At 54.0% G+C, this 20429-nt stretch carries 11 protein-coding genes; 9 read left to right on the forward strand and 2 right to left on the reverse strand.

Annotation, left to right across the window (positions count from 1 at the left end):
* The first annotated feature begins 55 nt into the window (after window positions 1–55).
* The 4 genes from glnA to VK738_04105 all read left to right on the forward strand — a co-directional run bounded on the left by glnA (window position 56) and on the right by VK738_04105 (window position 9454).
* A complete protein-coding gene (gene glnA / locus VK738_04090) occupies window positions 56–1468 on the forward strand; it encodes a type I glutamate--ammonia ligase (protein HTD21808.1) in 1413 nt (470 codons plus the stop codon).
* A gap of 211 nt (window positions 1469–1679) precedes the next feature.
* Window positions 1680–2720 (forward strand): LLM class flavin-dependent oxidoreductase, encoded by a 1041-nt coding sequence (locus tag VK738_04095; protein ID HTD21809.1) that lies wholly within the window; start codon window positions 1680–1682, stop codon window positions 2718–2720.
* 962 nt (window positions 2721–3682) lie between these two features.
* Entirely contained in the window at window positions 3683–7150 is a 3468-nt protein-coding gene (locus tag VK738_04100; GenBank protein ID HTD21810.1) for an Ig-like domain-containing protein, read from the forward strand.
* A gap of 426 nt (window positions 7151–7576) precedes the next feature.
* Window positions 7577–9454, forward strand: coding sequence for an APC family permease (locus tag VK738_04105; GenBank protein ID HTD21811.1), 1878 nt, complete (start codon window positions 7577–7579; stop codon window positions 9452–9454).
* A gap of 3 nt (window positions 9455–9457) precedes the next feature.
* Here the strand turns inward: VK738_04105 and VK738_04110 are convergent, their stop codons facing one another.
* Window positions 9458–10366 carry a hypothetical protein gene (locus VK738_04110; protein HTD21812.1) on the reverse strand — a complete coding sequence of 303 codons (909 nt, stop codon included), beginning with the start codon at window positions 10364–10366 and terminating at the stop codon, window positions 9458–9460.
* A gap of 329 nt (window positions 10367–10695) precedes the next feature.
* Here VK738_04110 and VK738_04115 point away from each other — a divergent pair, with 329 nt between their 5' ends.
* The 5 genes from VK738_04115 to VK738_04135 all read left to right on the forward strand — a co-directional run bounded on the left by VK738_04115 (window position 10696) and on the right by VK738_04135 (window position 19028).
* Window positions 10696–12126, forward strand: coding sequence for a hypothetical protein (locus tag VK738_04115; GenBank protein HTD21813.1), 1431 nt, complete (start codon window positions 10696–10698; stop codon window positions 12124–12126).
* 564 nt (window positions 12127–12690) lie between these two features.
* Window positions 12691–14991, forward strand: a complete 2301-nt coding sequence (locus VK738_04120; GenBank protein ID HTD21814.1) for a hypothetical protein — start codon at window positions 12691–12693, stop codon at window positions 14989–14991.
* Between the two features lie 117 nt (window positions 14992–15108).
* Window positions 15109–17691, forward strand: a complete 2583-nt coding sequence (locus VK738_04125) for a hypothetical protein (protein HTD21815.1) — start codon at window positions 15109–15111, stop codon at window positions 17689–17691.
* A 360-nt stretch (window positions 17692–18051) separates the two neighbouring features.
* On the forward strand, window positions 18052–18852 hold the full coding sequence (locus tag VK738_04130; protein HTD21816.1) for a DUF3800 domain-containing protein: 801 nt from the start codon (window positions 18052–18054) through the stop codon (window positions 18850–18852).
* A gap of 8 nt (window positions 18853–18860) precedes the next feature.
* The gene (locus tag VK738_04135) at window positions 18861–19028 is read left to right on the forward strand and encodes a hypothetical protein (GenBank protein ID HTD21817.1); all 168 of its coding nucleotides are present in this window, start codon (window positions 18861–18863) and stop codon (window positions 19026–19028) included.
* Here the strand turns inward: VK738_04135 and VK738_04140 are convergent.
* Complete coding sequence (locus VK738_04140; protein HTD21818.1) at window positions 19025–19999, reverse strand: IS1595 family transposase; 975 nt, start codon at window positions 19997–19999, stop codon at window positions 19025–19027. The two genes, VK738_04135 and VK738_04140, sit on opposite strands and share 4 nt — an antisense overlap.
* Window positions 20000–20429 lie beyond the last annotated feature (430 nt).

The raw sequence follows: 20429 nt of genomic DNA on the forward strand, positions 1-20429 counted from the left end.
TGACAATTCATAACAAATTTGGCCGGGCCTGAGAGCCGGGCCTCAAGGAGAGCTTATGTCTGATCCCAAGACAGTTTTGGAGTTCGTGAAGAAGAGCGGGGTCAAAATGCTTGACCTGCGCTTCACCGATCTCCCCGGCCTGTGGCACCACGTTTCTTACCCGATTGACCAGGTGAGTGAAGCTTCATTTGAAGAAGGCTTCGGCATGGATGGCTCCTCGATTCGCGGATGGGCTGCGATCCACGAAAGTGACATGCTTCTCATCCCCGACCCAACCTGGTTCATCCTGGATCCGTTCACCGAGGTCCCCACGCTGGTGATGGTTGCCGATGTGATTGACCCGGTGACCAAGCAGCGCTACGACCGCGATCCCCGCTACATTGCCAAGAAGGCGGAGATGTATATCACTGCCACCGGCCTCGCCGATACGGCATACTTCGGCGCGGAAGCTGAATTTTTCATTTTTGATAACGTGCGCTTTGACCAGCGCGAGCAGCACGGATTCTACTACATTGACGCGGAAGAAGGCCGCTGGAACTCAGGACGCGCGGAGAACAACTTAGGCTATCGCCCGCGCTTCAAAGAAGGTTATTTCCCGGTGCCTCCGACCGACCACTATCAGGACTTGCGCACCGAGATGGCCATGACCATGAATCAGTGCGGCCTGGAAGTGGAGTGCCATCACCACGAAGTCGCCACTGGCGGGCAGACCGAAATTGACCTCAAGTACAACTCGCTGGTGCGCTCGGCCGACAACATGATGATCTACAAGTACGTCGCGAAAAATGTGGCCAACCAGTACGGCAAGACCGTGACCTTTATGCCCAAGCCGCTCTTCCAGGATAACGGTAGCGGCATGCACACCCACCAATCGCTATGGAAGAGCGGCAAACCGCTCTTTGCCGGTGACGGTTACGCCGGCCTCTCGCAGATGGCGCTGCACTACATCGGCGGATTAATCAAGCATGGCCCGGCGCTGGCGGCGATCATCGCTCCCACCACGAACTCCTATAAGCGCCTGGTCCCGGGCTTTGAAGCACCGGTGAATCTGGCGTACTCACGCCGTAATCGCTCGGCAGCGTGCCGCATCCCGATGTACTCGGCATCACCCAAGGCGAAACGCGTGGAGTTCCGTCCGCCAGACCCAAGCTGCAATCCTTATATGGCGTTTGCAGCCATGGTCATGGCCGGGCTGGATGGAATCGAAAACAAAATTGATCCCGGTCAACCACTCGATAAAGACATCTACGATCTAGGACCGGAGGAGCTGGCCAAGGTCCCCTCCATGCCCGGTGGCCTGGACGATGCTCTGGACGCTCTCGAAAGCGATCACCAGTTCCTGTTGAAGGGCGATGTGTTCACCGAAGAGGTCATCCAGACTTACATTGATTACAAGCGCGAGAAGGAAGTGAACGCGATGCGTTTGCGTCCGCATCCGTATGAGTTTGCGCTCTACTACGATATTTAGATTTACTTTAGAGATGTGATTTAAAGCCCCTGTTCTGGCAGGGGCTTTGTTTTTTTGGCCGACCTGAACCCGACCTTGCTACGATTTCTGAAGAACTAATGGGAGCAGCGGGAACAAGGGTTGCAAAAGCGGCGGTATAGCAAGTGGTAAGGTGGAGTTGTCCCCAGTATTGAGTTAGCATCGCTGGCGCGGTTGGTTCATCTAATTTGCCATGGGAAATGAGATTGTGGTCTCGGTGTTGGACCTGGTGAGTATGCGGGCCGGAGAGCCCGCGAGCAGCGCGATTGGGCGGTCTGTGGACCTGGCGCGGCATGTTGAGGAGTGGGGATACAAACGTTACTGGCTCGCAGAACATCATTCCATTGCCGGCTTGGCCTGCTCGGCCACGCCGGTGCTAATCGGGTATGTGGCCGGCGCGACGAAGACGATACGTGTAGGCAGCGGCGGAGTAATGCTGCCGAACCATTCCCCGCTTGTGGTGGCGGAGCAGTTCGGGACGCTGGAGGCGTTATATCCGGGACGAATCGATCTGGGGTTGGGGCGTGCTCCCGGCGCGGATATCCAGACGATGCGGGCCCTGCGACGAGACTTGAATCAAGACGGGGAAGATTTTCCGGCGCTTCTCGAAGAATTGCAGACATACCTCGGACCCGAGAAACCAGGCCAGGTGGTGAAGGCAATTCCCGGACAAGGAAGCAATGTGCCGATCACACTGCTTGGGTCAAGCGCCTTCAGCGCTGGGCTGGCAGGGAAGATGGGCTTGCCTTTTGCATTTGCGGCACATTTTTCTCCTGACTACCTGGATACAGCGGCTCAGTTGTATCGCGAGCAATTCCGGCCAAGAAGGGCACTGCAAGAACCGCATCTTATGATAGCGGTGCCGGTGATTGCAGCGGAGACGGATGCGGCGGCCCAGCGGTTGTTCACGACAGCACAGCAGCGCTTTCTGCGACTGATCCGAAACCAGCCAGTGGAATTGCTGCCCCCGGTCGACTCCATGGAGCCCCTATGGCAAGACCGTGAGCGTGCGGCAGTCGAGAGCAAATTGCGCGCAGCCATTGTGGGATCAGAGGCCACAGTCACGGCGGGGCTGCAAAAGTTGGTAGACGATACGAGAGCTGACGAGGTGATCGTAGTGGCTGATACCTTTGAGCATGCGGACCGGTTGCAGTCGTATCAGCGCGTGGCCCGCGTTGCTGCAAGCCTCGAGCGCAGGTCGGCCGCAGTGGATAGATCTCTTTTGCCACTGTGACGTGAACTCTCCCGGAAGCCGCTTTTCCGGCGGCCAACATCCGCATTGCCAGAGTTTCAATAACTTTAGCGGACCCACGAACACGGCTGGGTGCCCCAGATAAACCGGGGTGCCCCATTCGCGCGTAGCGCGTGTGGGGTTTGTCTGCGCTCATCCGCGTTCATTCGCGGCGGAAAAGAAGGTCTAAAATGATATCACTCTGGTATCAAACTGCTGCTTCCTTGGCAATTTTAGGTCATAATTGTGCTAGACGTGTGTCTCCGTTTACGCATTCAAGAATGCGGGGGGTGTCCTCTTTAGGTTCTTTGAAAACTTGTTGCGAGGGGCGCAGGCCCTGTTTTGGCTGCGGAGGACTTAGAACGAATCCACTCCCTGACTGACTACTCTATCCCTGCCATATGTCATTCGATCGTAAGGACTTAGCTCCCCTGAGACCCTGAGACTACTCCAAGTAATGGGGGTGGGGGAGTAATAATTCTGCTGCTGAGGACTGGTACTTGGGTATGCCCTTTGGAGCTTCCCAACTGGGGGAGCTGTTTTAACAGATCTGTTAGCTAGTCTCCTGCCCGAAAGCCAGTCTCCCCAGTAAATACGCGTATATCAGAGCGTTTTGGGAGGTCCACTGACTAGCTAGCAAGTACCACCCCACGACTTGGATGCCCTCGGACCACCAGGACATTGAAAACAAACCGCTTTACCCCAATCTTCATTCCAAAACATTCACCCTGATTCACAACTTCAGGAGATTCATTGGGTTACTAACAATACCGGGTTTCAAGGAAGCAGATCAGATCCATGTAAGAGAGACCTTTTGGCTGAACAGGGCGCTGACAAAAGTGGATATAAATCCTTTTTTCTCCATGCGAAGTTCGAGGTGTCAGTTCGCCGCAGGGTTTGTGTTTCTGCTCTCTACGGTGATGGCTGGGGCTTTTTGCTGGGGGCAGAAGGGGCCGGCCCGCCTTATGCTCAACCCGAAGAACGTTCTGCTGCAACCCACTCAAACGCAACCGCTCACGGTCAAACGCGCGTTCCTGGGTGGTGTCGCAAAAATGGGTGGTTTTCAAACCGTCGTGGCCCCGCTCAATTGGTCGTCATCAAATTCTGCTGTGGCCAGCGTGGATGCCACTACTGGATTGGTAACCGCTAACAATCCCGGCACAGCCATAATTACAGCCAGAGCTGGCCCTTTCAGCGGCAGCACGAATATCATCGTGACCAGTAACCCTCTGAGTGCCATTTGCATATCACCTTCCGGCGCGACCGTTTTTGCAGGATTGACGCAACAGTTTAGCGCTACGGGCTTATTTGGCAGCGGAAGTTGCCCAGGCAGCACAAATATCACGGCTTCAGTGACGTGGTCCTCGGCCAATATTGCCATCGCAACCGTAAGCAATGCGGCGGGAACTGAAGGATTGGCCAAGGGCATAAGTCCAGGAGGGCCGATCAATATTACGGCGGCTTACGGAGGCGTCAATGCAAGTGCCTCACTGACTGTGAACCCTGCCGTGCTGGTTTCCATTACAGTCACGCCGAATCCCGCCAATATTCCCAATCTGGGTAACACTTTGGCCTTCACGGCAACCGGCAGCTACAGCGATGGTGTCAACCGGGCGATTCCCAACTCTTTGACTCCCAGTGTCAATTGGCTTTCCAGCAATCCCAGCATCGCCACAATTTCTGCTGGCGGAGTAGCCACGGCAGTTGCACAGAATAAGACTATAATCACCGCGACCGATCCCATCACCTCGATCAGTGGTTCCGCCAACCTGAGCGTCGGCCCCATCAATGCCATCACTTTCTACGTTGCCCAGAATGGGAATGACAGTACCTTCAGCGGCATGCTGCCGGTTCCCAATGGCAGCGGCGACGGGCCCTTTGCTTCGCCGGCCCGGGCGCAGCTTGCAGTTGAAAGCACGGCGAAAGGCAATCCGATCTATGTCATGCTGCGAAACGGCACTTACTACCTTCCACTCAGCCCCACCAAGCCGGGAACGCTGACTTTCAGCGGCGCTGCTGATTCAGGGACCTCCAGCAGCGCTCTCATCACCTGGGAGAATTACCCGAGCGAGATCCCAATCCTCAGTGGAGGAGTGCTGGTAGGAGCCGGAGGCCTTGGGCTTACCTGGACGAATGTTTCAGGCAATCTCTGGCAGGCGCAGCTACCGGCAAACGTTCAAACCAACGTGCCCCTGCAACCGTTTGAATATCTGTTCTATAACGGAGAGCGCCGCTTGCGTTCGCGCCTGGAATCATCTTCGGGCGTCGGGTACTACATGAATGGCGGCACCTGTTTCTCCACGCAAACCGGGCAGCCAGTGAGCACGTCGTTGTGCAATCTCGGGACTTTTCTGAGAGTTGCCGCAGAGGTTCCTCCGGGGACCACCAGCTGCCCCAGTGTCACCAACAGCAACGATGCGACCCAGTCCAAGTGCCTCGATCGCTTTCAATATAATCCCAATGACCCGGTCACAACCTGGCTCAACCTGAGCGGTTCCTATACTGGGAATCCATCGAGTCCGTGCACTGTAAATGCTTCCAATCATTATCCTGGTGGAGACGTTGAACTTACGCTTTTCGATGCCTGGACAGTGGATATGATGAGGGTCAATTGCGTTGACCCAGTGAATCACATTATCTATTTCACTGCTCCGACCAAGGGCAATACAGGCGTCTATAACTTCTTTGGCCCAGGCATAGGGCATCGCTACATGGTCGAGAATACGAAAGATGCCTTTGACGCGGCCCAGGCCGCGGGACAAACCGGCCTGTGGTTCCTCGATCGCTCCAATTCGCAGTGGATTCTGAACTACGTCGCCAACGCAAGCGAGAACCCGAATACAGATACTGTTGTGATCCCGCAGCTTGGCGGCGTAATTCCGGGTGCGCCTGCAACCGATTACGTCGGAGCAAGCCTGATCTCAGCCAGCAACCTCAGCTTCGTAACTTTTCAGGGCATCACCTTCGAGACCGATAACTTCATACCTTCGTCCACAGGGTTCAACAATGACGTGAACGGAGAAATGCCGCTCCCACAAGCCATTGATTGTGAAAACTGCCAGAACGTGACCTTTGATACTGTGACCGTAAGGCATACCTCGGCCTCGGGTATTTTGTTTGGCGCGAATGTGGGGCCACCTTCCTCATGCGGGATCAATACACCATGCGCACTGTTACAAAACTCGACGCTTTACGACATCGGCGACAGCCCAGTCCGCATCGGGCATATGCCCACGGGCTCTGACACGGCTGCAAAGGTCGTGCAGTTTGTTACGGTGCAAAACAACCTTATCCAGGGATACTCACGCGTCTTTGCCGATGGCGAAGGCATCGCCCAGGGCAACGGCCACGATATCACCTATCTGCATAACGACATTCTCGATGGCTACCACGCGGGTATTTCTGTCTGTAATCTCGGATGTCCCGGCAATCCCGGTGCGAACGGTACCAATATCCTCAGCCAGTACAACCATATCCGGCAGATCATGCAGGGAATCACCTCCGACGGAGGAACGCTTTACTACAACATCGGCGGCGCGCAGAGAAGCGGGACTGGGAACAGGATTTACAACAACCTGGTGCACGATACCACCGACTCATCCATCATTGACAATCCCTTAAGCCTGCACGGAACCGGCTATGGCGGCGAGGGCATATACCTGGATGCGCAGTCCGCGAATGTTGATGTACAAAACAATGTTGTCTACAACATGTCAGCCAGCACCGCCTGGATGACCAACGGGCCAGCCGCCAGCCAGCAGCCTAATACCTTCAACAACAATATCTTTGCGTATGGGCGTTTCGCGATGTTCGCAGAGCAGACTCCATGGCCCCAGGGCTGCGACTCGAATCCAAGAGGCGTGCCCCTGGTCAATATCACCAACAACATCTTTTACTTTGACCTGAATGATCAATCCAACCTCAACAGTTCGAGGGGGTTCTACGTTGTGCAGGGCTGCGCTTACTCATGTGGTCTGCCCTACAACCAATTCCAGAATTTTACCGGCAACCTCTATTGGAGGACCGACGGCGCATTTGCCGGCTACAGCAAGGCCTTCCATGTCTTAACCAAGGCACCTGCGAATGCCAGCAGTTGTGGTGAACCTGGGAATCCAAACACCGCGTGGACTTCGCTTACCTTCAACTCACCGGCAGGAGGGAACACAACCTGGCAAAACGGAACGGCACCCCCGCTGCCTGTGGCAATGAATGAAGATGCAGGAGGAACGGTGGCAGTCAATCCCCAAACCATCAACCCCACGTTTGGAAATAGCAATAGCCCAAGCGACTATCTGCTCAACAGCGCTCCTCTTCCGGGCTTCAACAACACCGCAACCAATGACACGATCAACAATGCAGGGCAAACCAATCCCTCGCCCAGCCTCGGAACCGTGCCAGCGACTTTTCCAACCTACAATTACGCTACCTTCTAGTGCACAGCCTTCCCGAGCGGTATCACCCTGGTATCAAAACCTTGCTTTCTCGGAAACTGCGGGCCATCATGGAGAAGCAGTCCACGGCTCGAAAAGCAGTTAGCCTCTGAGGTCTTTGAAAATTCGACGGGATGCGGGATTCTGAGGACTGATGACTGAGGACTGATGACTGGACGAGCAGCAAGTCTCCCTCCCCGGATTGATTTTCGCCAGTAATGACGGGGGTCAGAAGCGATTTTGGGGGCTCCAACCCCTAGCGCGCAAGGGGGTGGGGGTCCCTGCGGTCGTCCAAAAATCCGCGTTGATCCGCGTTCATTTGCGGCGAAAAGCTTTTGCGGTTGTTTTTACTGAGGACTGGGGACTGAAGACAGAGGACTGCATGTAGACTGGTGGGCTTGTATCTTAGGCAGTTCCGAGGTGATCTGCATGTCATTGTCAGACCTGATATTCGGTAAGCCACTGCGAACGTCGGATGAACGCGCTGAGCAGATTGGTCCCATCACTGGTGTCCCCATCTTCGGGTTGGACGCACTCAGTTCAGCAGGCTACGGCCCGGAAGCCGCGCTTACCCTGCTGATTCCGCTGGGCGCGCTTGGGCTGCATTACATTCTTCCCATCAGTACAGCGATTATCATTTTGCTGATCATTGTGTACTTTTCATACATGCAGACCATCCCCGCGTATCCTCAGGGTGGTGGTTCGTATACCGTCGCACGGGAAAACCTGGGAGAAAATGCAGGGTTGCTGGCTGCGGCAGCTCTGATGATTGACTACATATTGACAGTAGCGGTGGGAATCTCTGCCGGGGTTGGCGCCCTCATCTCAGCCGTGCCCCGGCTTCAGCCGCACACGATGGGACTCTGCCTGGGTATCTTAATCTTCATTGCCATTGTTAATTTGCGCGGAATGCGTGAGGCAGGCGCAGTTTTCATGATTCCCACCTACATGTTTGTGGGGACATTGGGCATTGCAATCCTGATCGGGATTGCACGGGTGATTGCAAGCGGAGGCCATCCGGTGCCGGTCGTGGCTCCGCATCCACTTCTACCCATGACCAGCATGGTTGGAGCCTGGCTCCTGCTGCAAGCTTTTGCCAGTGGATGCACCGCCATGACAGGTGTTGAAGCTGTGAGCAACGGCGTGCGTGCATTCCGCGAGCCGAGGACGAAGAATGCGCGCATCACTCTCACCATCATCATCGGTATTTTGATCTTGCTGCTGGCGGGAATCGCCTATCTGGCCAAAATGTATCAGGTTGGCGCGACTGATCCGGGCCTGCCGGGATATGAAAGCGTGCTCTCGCAATTGCTGGGAGCGGTGGCCGGCAAGGGCATCTTTTATTTTGTCTCCATCGTGTCCATTCTCCTGGTGTTGGCATTCTCTGCCAATACTGCATTTGCCGACTTTCCCCGCCTCTGCCAGATTATTGCACTCAATAAATACCTGCCGTCCTCGTTCGCATCCCGCGGCCGCAGACTGGTTTTCTCACATGGGATTTACGTGCTGGCGATTCTCGCGGGAGTTTTGCTGATTATCTTTAAAGGTATTACCGACCGTCTGATTCCGCTGTATGCGATTGGTGCGTTTCTCGCCTTTACTCTCTCGCAAGCCGGCATGGTGATGCATTGGAGGCGCGTTGGCGGCAAAGGTGCGTTCCATAGCAAATTGTTGAATGGGCTCGGCGCGATGGTGACGCTGGTGACAGTGGTTGTGGTCCTGGTTGCAAAGTTCGTTGAGGGCGCATGGATCACGGTGCTTCTGATACCAATTTTGCTCATTACGATGAAGGCGGTCCGGCGGCACTATGCGCGAATCGCTAGGGAGCTGAAATCAGATACACCGCTTGAATTGAAGAAGCTCACTCCTCCCATCGCGATCGTGCCCATCACCGGCTGGAACAAAATTACAGAAAAAGCTCTGTGTTTTGCTTTAGAGCTGTCGCCGGAGGTTAAAGCAATCCATGTTGCGGTCGTCGAAGGCGATGGCGAGGACCTTAAGAAAAATTGGAAACACCTGGTTACTGAGCCTGCGGTGCAAGCAGGTTATCCTGCTCCAGTACTCGAGATCGCACCATGTCCTTATCGGCGGGTGCTGACCACAATCCTCGAAATCGTCCAAAAAGAGGCAAAGAAGCATCCGGAGAGACAAATTGCAGTCGTGATCCCGGAGCTGGTTGAGAACCGCTGGTATAACCACCTTCTCCACAATAAACGGGCCGCAGTGCTCAAAACCATGCTGTACTTTCTGGGGAACAGCCGCATTGTTGTCATCAACGTTCCCTGGTATCTGAAAACAAGGGATTGATTGCTAATCCAAATCTTCAGGCAGAGGTTTTTGCTCCTCGGGTTTGAGTGGGCCGTAGTCGAGCGGGGTATCACTGGCCAGAGGGACGCGGTCTTCGCTGGCCGCGTGAATGCCGCCCGATTCATCCGTATAAAAATTCTTTGATCCAGTTCGGTCATAACGCACTGGCCGGGCTATTAGGGAATAGCCGGCCATCAGAGGTTTTGAATTGCTTAAGCTATATGTGAAAACGTAGCCGTCTTTGATGCAGGAGGGATTGCTACAAAGCAGGCGTGGGTCAATTCTGTGTCCGTTGAAGGAAGAATAAGGTTGAAGAGACGTGAGACTCGCAGGATATCCCTGCCCAGAATGATCTTTGCGGTAAGCAGCCAAAGCCTCGTTAAGAACGCGCAAGGAATAGATGGCCCCAGCATCATTGCGATGAACCTTCGACCGGATGAATGTGGGAAGAGCGGCGAGTATGACCAAAAAGAGAACAGTAAGAATTACACCCCCGACGATGGCGCCATTGAGAATCTTGCCGTCTTTGATCTTGCGCTCCGGGCTCTCGTATTCTGGATCTTTGCGCTGCCGTGAGTAATACGTCCGAATGGCCCCCCAGACGAGTGCAACTTGGGCAACAGTGAGCAGGCCAACGTATTTGAAGACAAAAATCGTGGAAGACCTTTCATCGAAGAACCCGATAGCAGCGAGCAACAAAATCAGACCACAGATGACAAATGCAGTGCATCCCAGGACCACCGACCACGCCAAAGCTCTTTTTCGCGGCAAAGCCAGCAGATTGATAAGAAACAGGAAGCCGGGCAGAACTAAAATGACGCTGAAGCCGGTATCATCTATATAGAAGAGGCGTGCGATGACAAGCAGCGCTGTCAGCGCACCCAGGCGGGCCGTCCATACAAATGTAGTCATTAATCTAGTATCTATATCCTATCTACTCTAAGAACAAGAGATAATTGGCAATTGCGCAAAAGGCCCGCGCGGCCCAAGTCTTAACGCTCCTGAATAGCCGCGTGAAATCCGCTGTACGCGCTCCACTCACAACTCACACAAAATGCTTCAACTTCCGCTATAGATTTTGTTTGGTAGTTTTTGTTTGACACGGGGAAGTGAAAGCGATATTACAACCTGCGGAACCAGCGTTTCACAAGCTGAATTCGGCGTTGTAAATAGGTTGAACGTTTGCTATTCTCCCCAACCGAGCCTCGAGTTGTGGCCAGCCGAGGAGTTGTTTTCCCCATATGGGTTCTATCGCGAACCACCATACAATCGACAATAAAGTGACCGATTCTCATCGAACGCTGGTGGAGCGAGTTGCCTCGAGCCGCTACTTCAATAAGTCTGCCCGGTTGCATGACCTGTTGATGTATGTTTGCGGCCGCGTTCTTGACGATGATGTCCAGGAAATCGGTGAGCAGGAGATTGGGTGCAATGTTTTCGAGCGTCCCCGGGATTACGATACCGCGACCGACAATATTGCGCGTGTGCATGCTTCACTGCTGCGCAAACGCCTGGAACAGTATTTTGAAGAAGAAGGCCGCGACGAACCGATCATCATAGAAATTGTGAAAGGGAACTACGCGCCGGTTTTTCGCGCGCGGCCTGCTGCAGCCGTACCGATGCCGTCACCTGCAACTGCGCCTGGGGCGACGCCTGTTGCCCAGCCAACCATCCCACTGAGGTCCAACTGGAAGAGCTGGATTGCGGTGATACTGGCAGCAATGTTTGGGTGTTTTTCAACGCTCGCAGTGCTTCATTTCATTCGCCCGGCGCAACCTATACCTGTACCTAGTTCTGCTCCTGCTCCAAGACCGCCTCTACGCCCAAGCCTACAGGAGCGCATGCTGGCGCCTACGGTGAATCAATTCTGGTCGCAAATTCTGGTTCCAGAGGGAGCTGGCACGACAGATGTAGTTCTGGACGATTCGGCGCTGGAACTCTACCAACAGATGTTACATAAGCCGGTCAGTCTCGAAGATTATCTCGATGGAAATTACATGCACAAGGCAGATAAGATGCCGGCCGTCGCGAAAGTAGATCGGGATTTTGCGGAATCCATGGCGTTAAAAGGGTCTTCCAGCAATGCAACCATCCAATTTTTCTGGACACTTTCGCGCATGTCACAATTTTTCTCGGCGCACACCGTGGTACGTTTTCCCAAAGAATATTCCCGAAGACGGCTGCAGATGTTCAACGCAATCATGCTGGGCAATGGAAATTCAAATCCCTGGATACAGCTCTTTGACAAACAAGTAGGCCTGCGGTGGAAGTACGATGGCGCATCGGAAAGTTATTATCCTGTGGATACGTGGGCAACCGGAGCGGAGCAGGACCAATACCGGATCCCTAAACAAAATGGGAACGAAGAGGAGAGCTATGCGATTATCGCCCTTCTGCCGAGTCCTGGAAAGAAGGGAAACGTGGCCATCATCTCTTGTATGAGCCCGCAGGATTACTCCTCTACCGGCGATTTTCTGACTTTTGAAGACTACATGTGGAAATTTCGATGGCGCCTTCAACAGAACGGCGACATAGCGCGGAGCGCCGGGAAAAACAGCTTTCCATACTTCGAAGCATTGCTCAGAATTACGCGACGACCGATGGCGCCCGCTGATATTTCGGTCGTGACCTATCGCGCCCCCAGATTACAAGAAGAAATTCCTCCTAAATAGTGGTCTTTAACCTAAGTCTTGACATTCTTTTAACCTGGAACCCTAACCACGATATTTATCAAGCCCTTTAACGGGTTAAGCATCTGTCTATACCGTAAATTCACTTGCCGAAGCCATAGACGCGGGTATAAAAGTCAGCCCGCACCAGGGATTCTGTGGGATATCCGCGTTCAAGCCAGGCCCGCCAGCATCCGTTGAAGACATAAATAGAACAGTTTTAAGAGGTTTTGGAGTTATTGGTGTGCGGACCAATGGCCCAAAGTGAGGGATGCGGTCCTGCAGATAAGCTGGACCGCATCCTCTTAACCAGGGTGCGCAATGTCGACAGTTCATATCTGCTCGATATTTGTGGCACCAGTGAGCCCCCATGCAGATCCCGGCGATGAGGGGTGCTGAAGGCAATAGCGGATCTATTAATAGCGGGATCTATTGATCTATTAAAGATGCAACCACAACGGAGGATACATGATTTGGTCTCAGAGACAGTTGACAACGCGGCAAAAGATTCGCGCAACACGAAAATCCAAGAGCAATTTTTTTCACTGGATAGCAGTTGCAGTTTGCGTGTGCCTCTGGTTAGGGGCGGCAACACGCGTGCACGCCCAGTATGTAATTGACAGCCTGGATGGCGAGGTGACGCAGCACGAGGTTGATACCTTCATCAACAACGTGACGGCTCTTCCGATCCCAACCATTGAGGATCCGGGAACCAGCCACAACTATCTGGCGGACGGTCCTGGCGGAGTCACGCTCGAGGCCATGAACGACCTGTACGTGATTACCGGGGACATTCCCAGCTTGAGCGCAGAGCACACTCAATTGCTCAATCTGGCTATCCGGTGGAACGATACCTGGCTGATTCATCGTAACGATCTTCCTCTCGGCGAGCACCGGGTGATGTGGACGGGGAACGTAGAGCCCGTCTGGCCGCCGAACTGCTCCACCTGTTCCAACCCCACCTACTACGAAAGCGAGGTTGGGGATACGGTTGGACACATGGGCTATACCGCCTACAACATTTTGAAGACCCCCTCCATCTGGAACGATACCGTGCCTGACGGCGACCCGAATCATTTCGGCACGACCTATTTGGCGCGGGCAAAGACCTATGTCTCCATGCTGGAATTCACTATGAGTACTTCATTCACGAAGTACTTCATTGATCCCAATACGCTCTTGATCAGGCGCCCCAGCACATCACTTGGGTACCAGTCTGGCTTTCATAACGTCAATGCCTGGAATGTGATGATGATGCTGCTCAATGCCTATCAGCGGCTGGCGCAATGCCATGTGATCCTGGGCGACAATCCCGGTCAGGTCACAATGTATACGGCCATCGTCAAGAACACGACGAACCTGTTTGTGAATCATGGTCTGCCGTCTACCGCACCCGACGGCGCCGCCGTCTTCAACTGGGGATATTGCAACTTCGGCGACTGCACCGGCCGCACCACCGGCGAGGACGTCGGACACGGCCAGTACGATATGTGGGGACTCACGCGGGCCTACGCAGGCAGTTATACCAACGCCACGGCCCAACAGATGAAAACCTATGCCGATACGGTAGTCCATGCAATTGCAGACGGTCCGGATCTTTACTTTACGAAGGTTGATGGCTCGGGCGGCACAACCCAAAACTATCTTCTCCCCGGATGGTTTTTCCTGACGCCGTACAACACGGCCATTTACAAGCCGATAGCCAACGCTGCCATTGCTTCGGGAAGACAACAGGGTTCGACCATCATGACGTCGGGCATTCTCTGGATGAAACACTGGATCAGTGTTCATTCTTCTCCGCCGGATTTCACATTGTCGGCAGGGCCCGCATCGCAGACGGTGATCGCTGGCAGCGGGACTAGCTACACGGCTACTGTTGCACTGATCAATGGGTTTAGCGGGACGGTCAGTCTGGGTGTGAGTGGATTGCCCAGCGGAGCTACGTGCAGCGCACCCTCAATCAGCGGCGGTTCGGGTTCGTCAACCGTGAGTTGCTCAACCACGGTGTCGACGCCTCCGGGAACCTATACTCTCACCATTACGGGAACGAGCGGCACTCTTAGTCATAGTGCGACGGTCAGTTTGACGGTCAACGCTCCGCCTCCGCCGGATTTCGCTTTGAGCGCATCACCGTCATCACAAACGGTGACGGCGGGCGGAAGCACCAGCTATACGGCAACCGTAACGCCCAGTAATGGTTTTGGCGGGACAGTGAATCTGGCGGTTAGCGGTGTGCCGAGTGCGGCCAGTTGCAGTGCGCCTTCGATTAGCGGCGGCTCCGGATCCTCGACGGTCAGTTGTTCCACGACCAGCACCACGACGCCGGCAACCTACACACTGACAATCACTGGAACCAGCGGCAGCCTCAGCCACAGCACGACCGTCAATCTCACCGTGAACTCGGCGATGGTTTGCACCACCGCAACCGCGAATGGCACCTGGAACAACACTGCCTTCTCCGCGCACAGTGGAAGCTTTACGGCAGTGTTTGATGCCACCCCATCCGTTTCGGGCCAGAGCTCAGCCGTAGGAATATCGAAAGGAGCGCAGACCGCATTCACCGGATTTGCCAACATTGTTGCCTTTGCCACCTCAGGAGTCATACAGGCACGCAACGGCGGCGGCTACTTCAACTCAACAATCCAATATTCGGGAGGAAGCAGCTATCACTTCCGGCTGGCAATCAATGTTACTGCTCATACCTATTCTGTGTTCGTGACGCCCGCAGGCGGTTCGGAGCAGACAGTGGGCACGAACTTTGCTTTTCGCACGGAGCAAAACGCGGTGACCAGTCTCGACCATTGGGGTGCTCTGGTGAGCAGCACGTCCAGCGGAACCCTGAAAGTGTGTAATTTCACGGCGCAGTAACGGCCTTGTGAGAGATCGGGTGAGTCTTTGGTTCGCGTGCTATGGCGCTCGAACTTGGGGCCACCCTTATTTTTGAACAGCATCGCAAAGAAAACACGATTCAACGGAGGCTCCACGATGAAGAGATTGTTATTGTTTTTACATTTAGCGGTCGCATTTTTAGTAGTCCCTTGTGTGCTCTTTGGGCAGGCGACTTCCACATGGGTCTTTACTGGCTCGGATGGCCATTTGCACTATAAGACGGATGCTAACGGCAACCGCATCCTGGATTATTCCTATGCGGGATACGAAGGCGGTGGCATGAAATTGCCGGTCGTGCCCGTGGTCCAAACCATTAGTCCAGTCAGTGGTGACAATACCGCACACATACAGGCTGCTATCAACGCGGTTTCAGCGCTTACGCCGGATGCCAATGGTTTTCGAGGCGCAGTGCTGTTACAGGCTGGGACTTACAATGTCTCCGGCACAATCAGCATCACGGCCGGTGGTGTCGTGCTGCGCGGCAGCGGCTCAGGAACAGGCGGCAGCAATCTGAATATGACCGGCTCGCCTCACCTGCTGCTCTCCATCAGCGGTTCTGGTTCGGCAACCACGGTGGGCAGCTCTGCTTCGATCACTGACTCGTTTGTCCCCTCGGGTGCGCTTTCTTTCAACGTCAACAGCACTTCGGGTTTCAACGTAGGCGACACGATCCTGGTTCAACGGCCGGTGACAGCGCCCTGGGTCCATTTCATGAACATGGATACCCTGACGCGCAACGGCGCGCACCAGACATGGATCTCGGTCGGTAGCATTATTCACACTGATCGCACCATCGCCGCCATCAACGGTAACCAGATCACCCTGGACGCTCCTATCACCGATTCCTTTGACTCCAGTCTTCTGAACCCGCCCGCCGGCTCCATCATCAAGTACACATTTGCTGGCCGCATCGCGCAGGTTGGCGTCGAACATCTCAGCGTCACGGCACCAGCCGCGGATGTTGATATCTCAATGCCACAATTTCAGGCTTTGTCGATGAACACTGTTATCAATGGATGGGTTCAGGACCTCATCGTGCACGACACCGACAACAGCATCAGCATCGGGGGTGGTACCAAGCAGATCACACTCGACAATGTCACCATCACTCATAGCCTGGCCTTCACCCATTCGGCAGGACCGGCCGACTTCGGCATCAGTGGTACGCGAATCCTGCTAAACAAGTGCTCTTCCAAGGGCAATACTGGCGTGTGGGCGTATGTGGTTCAGGCTGAGGTCACGGGCCCGGTTGTATTGCTCAATAGCAACTCTGATAGCCGGGGCTTTGCCCCCCACCAGCGTTGGGCGACCGGCATATTGGCGGATAGCAGCCAGTTCCCGGGGGGTACGTCCGGAACTCCAGGGATTGCCTTTTCCGATCGCGGCAACTTTGGCTCTGGCCAGGGTTGGGATGCAGGATGGGCCGTGGCCTGGAACGTTACCAGTCCAGATTTCCTGGTACAAGAGCCTCCGGGAGTAAACAACTGGTGCATCGGCTGCGTGGGAACAGAAGTTACCACTGGTGCTCCAGGTGGCCCTTCCACGTTGCCCAACGGTATTTACGAATCTCTGGGTACGCACGTCACTCCATCCAGCTTGTATCTGGCACAGTTGTGCGACCGGTTGGGTGCGGCGGCGGCGGCGAATATAGGCTACAGCGGCGCTTGTGGCTCAGTTATTCCGCCAGATTTTTCCCTGTCGGCGGCGCCGGCTTCGCAAACCGTGACCGCCGGCGGAAGCACAAGCTACACCGCCACCGTAACGCCCAGCAACGGATTTAACGGAACGGTAAGTCTGGGTGTGAGCGGTCTGCCTAGCGGGGCGAGTTGCAGTCCGGCTTCAATCAGTGGTGGATCGGGTTCGGCAGCGGTGAATTGTTCGACGGCCATCTCTACGGCGGCAGGGACTTACACACTGGGTATTACGGGCACCAGCGGCAGCCTCAGTCACAGCGCAACAGTGACTTTGGGCGTGAACGCTCCGCCTCCACCGGACTTTTCGCTCTCAGCATCACCATCATCGCAGACGGTAACCGCCGGTGGCGGTACCAGCTATACGGCAACCGTTGCGCCCAGCAATGGGTTTAGCGGTACAGTGAGTTTGGCGGTAGGCGGACTGCCGAGCGGTGTTACTTGCAGTGCGCCCTCCATCAGTGGCGGTTCAGGATCATCGACCGTGAGTTGTTCCACCACCAGCTCCACGACGCCGGCAACCTACACACTGACGATCACCGGCACCAGCGGCAGCCTCAGCCACAGCACCACGGTAACCCTGGTGGTGAGCGCTGCAGTCACAACCACCAAGTACGAAGCCGAGGCCAGCGGCAATACGCTTTCCGGAGCGGTTGCCGTGGCGGCCTGTGCGGGTTGCTCCGGGGGCCAGCGAGTGCGATTCATCGGGAGTAACACTTCGAATTTCCTCGTGATCAACAACATCACGGTCTCAACCGCCGGTACCTATACGCTGACCATCTTTCCGGTGGTGAGCGGTACGCGTACACTGTTTTACAGCGTGAACGGCGGGACGGGAAGTTCAGTGTCAGCGACAGGCACAAGCTGGACTGCGACCGCTCCCGGCATCGCGGTGAAGGTTACGCTGAACGCAGGGTCGAACAACGTGAAGTTCTACAACAACACCGCCTTCGGTCCGGACATGGACTACATCACGGTTGGGCCGTAAGACAATAGGAGAGCCTGCGTCTTAAAGCAATTTGGGCCGTTGGTGTGGGGACCAACGGCCCTGTTTGTACAGATTGCGCGTCCGGCATGGGGGGACTTGCTGCTAGTCAGTGGATCCCCCAAAAACACTCTGATATGCGCGTATTTACTGGGGAAACCTGCTTTTGAGCGGGTAACTTGCTGAGAGCTCCAAACTGATCGATCCTTTCGCTTTGCCTCAGAGTTTGGCCTCGCGGGTTCAGCATCCTCGTGCTCGTCCGACTTTGCGAAGCGGGTGGGGAGGGGGGTACCTTGCTAGGGTGATAATATACTTGACGAATCATCTAAGCAAGGGGATGATGGGTCAGGCGGTGGTGCGGTAATGGCACCTTCAGTGAAAGGGAGAACATTTGTGTTTATTGGCTATATTGACGATTCCGCAGATGAGAAACATGTAAAGTGTGAAGCTCTAGCCGCTGTATTTATTCATGACAAACAATTCCAAACAATCGAAGAAAGTTTGGCAATCACTATCTCAAATATCATTCCACCAGACCGTCTAGTACAGTTTCAAGAATTCAAGGGGTGGGAACTCTATCATGGAAGTGGCGTATTTGATGGGATTGATCAAGAAGTGCGGTTTTCAGCTATACGCTATTTGCTTGGTACTCTCAAGCAATTACAAATTCCAATCATTTATGGTGCCGTTGACACTAGCGCTATCGCAAAAAAAAGTTACGCATCCGCCAGTCCAACAGATATTGCGTTTCGTATCTGTATGCCTGTAATTCCGATTGTAATGACTGAGAAAACCGAAGAATTAGGAGCTGAGCATGGGTTGGAGTACGCACTCCTGATCTTAGATAGCACGGATAAAGGTAAGCGCAATCTTCTTAAGGAGACATATCGTCAATTGCGAACAAAAATGCGCCCTCCGCACTGGGGAACAGGTCTATGGTATCTCCATGACGAAATGTACTTTGGAGACTCCAAAGATTCTGTTGGGCTACAGCTCGCCGATTTAGCTTGTTATTTCATCCGCAAACACCTTGAAGGCGAAGACACAGTAGCAGAAACGTTCTACAGCATATTCGCTCAGCAGATTATGTATGGTGGCATTGAACCGGATGACAGTCCAAAATCTAAACATGCAATCAATAGACTTAAGGCTAGCCGTAGTTAGGAGACGAGATGAGCAACAAGGAATTTGAGAACTTCGACCAAACAATGCGCCAAATAATCAAAGTGAGCCACAAGGAACTAAAGGCCAAGCTAGATGCGGAGAAGAAAGCAAAAGGCCGGAAAACTAAGGCTTCCGGCCCCCGCGCATCTGACGCAAAGCGCCACGGTAATGCTTAGAAGGTTTCCGTTTGTCCCACCTTGTCGGTTAGCTCAGTATAGGTGAGACGCTTTCCGACTATGTTATTCATGGCGAGATTGAAACGGGCAAGATCGCTAAGAGGTTTACGGTTTGCATCCTTCCGGTTATTGAAACGGAAGCATTGCTCATCAAGGTAACGATAGAGATGAAATGGTTCAACACTAACGTAGGTTCCCCCGATGGAACGCTTCAACAGGCTCCAGAAGTTTTCCATGCTATTAGTGTGCACCCGGCCATTGACGTAAGCGATAGCGTGGTCAATCACCTGATGGGCATATTCGTTTTCCATTCCGCGATAGGAACCCAAGGCGTCAGTGTACAGAGCCGACTCAGCAGCAACATTTTCCTTAACTGCCTTTTGGATGGCGTGCCGTCTAGTAGTAGATATCACTTGGCAGCGAACATTGCCCCCGCGTTCCATAACTCCAAAGACGGTAGTCTTATCGTTGTGGCCACCTCTGGAAGTGATACGGCGCTTACGTTCTGCAAGGTGCATGAATTTCGCCTTGCCACCAATGAAGGTTTCATCGGCTTCTACTTCTCTTCCACCACCACCGAGTTTCACCATAGAGCCGTCCTGCATTGCCAGACGAATGCGATGCATCATGAACCATGCCGACTTCTGAGTGACACCAATAGCGCGTGCAATCTCGTAAGAGCTAACTCCGTTCTTACAATTGCAAATCATCCAGACAGCGGTGAGCCACTTGTCCAGACCGATAGGCGAGTCTTCAAAGATGGTTCCCACTTTGGCACTGAATTGGCGCTTGGGATGTACGCTCTTGCATTGCCACTTCCTTTGATTCTTGAGAAACACAACATCAGTGCGGCCACAGGTCGGGCAGCAGACGTTACCATCAGGCCACCGTATAGCCTTCATGTACTCAAGGCAGTTATCCGGGTTGGAGTAGAACAAGATAGCCTGCTGCAATGTCTTTGGAGAGGGCATAATCATTTTCCTAATAGGATCAGAACAAGCACAACAACAATGAAAGCTATGAACGCTAATGTTCCCCATGGGTCATCTCGAAAGGTGTTGCGTTCGTTAAAGCTTTTGTACTTAGGCTTGAATCTGAACATAAAAACAGCATACAGGAGGAAGTTTGATTCGTCAAGTATATTATCACCCTTGCTAGCTGGTCGGTGCAGCCCCCAAAACACTCCGATAGGCTTGTATTTACTGGGGAAACTTGTTTTCAGGCGGGGGACTAGCTGGACAGTCCTTAGTCGTTAGTCCTCAGTCCTCAGGATGCACAGCCCTCAGAACTACGGCACCACAAATGAGTTTTCAAAGACCACATGGGCCTAAGCCCCGCACTCTTGAATGCGTAACTTTGTGCTAAGGGCTCCGCAGCCCCCTCGGCTCCGCTCGGGGTGCT

The sequence above is a fragment of the Terriglobales bacterium genome, assembly GCA_035487355.1.
In the GTDB taxonomy this organism is placed as follows: Bacteria; Acidobacteriota; Terriglobia; order Terriglobales; family Acidobacteriaceae; genus QIAW01.

What these genes read in the sequence shown, in the direction of transcription:
- glnA (HTD21808.1), top strand. Translation starts at nt 56, where the DNA reads ATGTCTGATCCCAAGACAGTTTTGGAGTTCGTGAAGAAGAGCGGGGTC.
- VK738_04110 (HTD21812.1), bottom strand. Translation starts at nt 10,366, where the DNA reads ATGACTACATTTGTATGGACGGCCCGCCTGGGTGCGCTGACAGCGCTG.
- VK738_04135 (HTD21817.1), top strand. Translation starts at nt 18,861, where the DNA reads ATGAGCAACAAGGAATTTGAGAACTTCGACCAAACAATGCGCCAAATA.
- VK738_04105 (HTD21811.1), top strand. Translation starts at nt 7,577, where the DNA reads ATGTCATTGTCAGACCTGATATTCGGTAAGCCACTGCGAACGTCGGAT.
- VK738_04095 (HTD21809.1), top strand. Translation starts at nt 1,680, where the DNA reads ATGGGAAATGAGATTGTGGTCTCGGTGTTGGACCTGGTGAGTATGCGG.
- VK738_04125 (HTD21815.1), top strand. Translation starts at nt 15,109, where the DNA reads ATGAAGAGATTGTTATTGTTTTTACATTTAGCGGTCGCATTTTTAGTA.
- VK738_04115 (HTD21813.1), top strand. Translation starts at nt 10,696, where the DNA reads ATGGGTTCTATCGCGAACCACCATACAATCGACAATAAAGTGACCGAT.
- VK738_04130 (HTD21816.1), top strand. Translation starts at nt 18,052, where the DNA reads ATGGCACCTTCAGTGAAAGGGAGAACATTTGTGTTTATTGGCTATATT.
- VK738_04100 (HTD21810.1), top strand. Translation starts at nt 3,683, where the DNA reads ATGCTCAACCCGAAGAACGTTCTGCTGCAACCCACTCAAACGCAACCG.
- VK738_04140 (HTD21818.1), bottom strand. Translation starts at nt 19,999, where the DNA reads ATGCCCTCTCCAAAGACATTGCAGCAGGCTATCTTGTTCTACTCCAAC.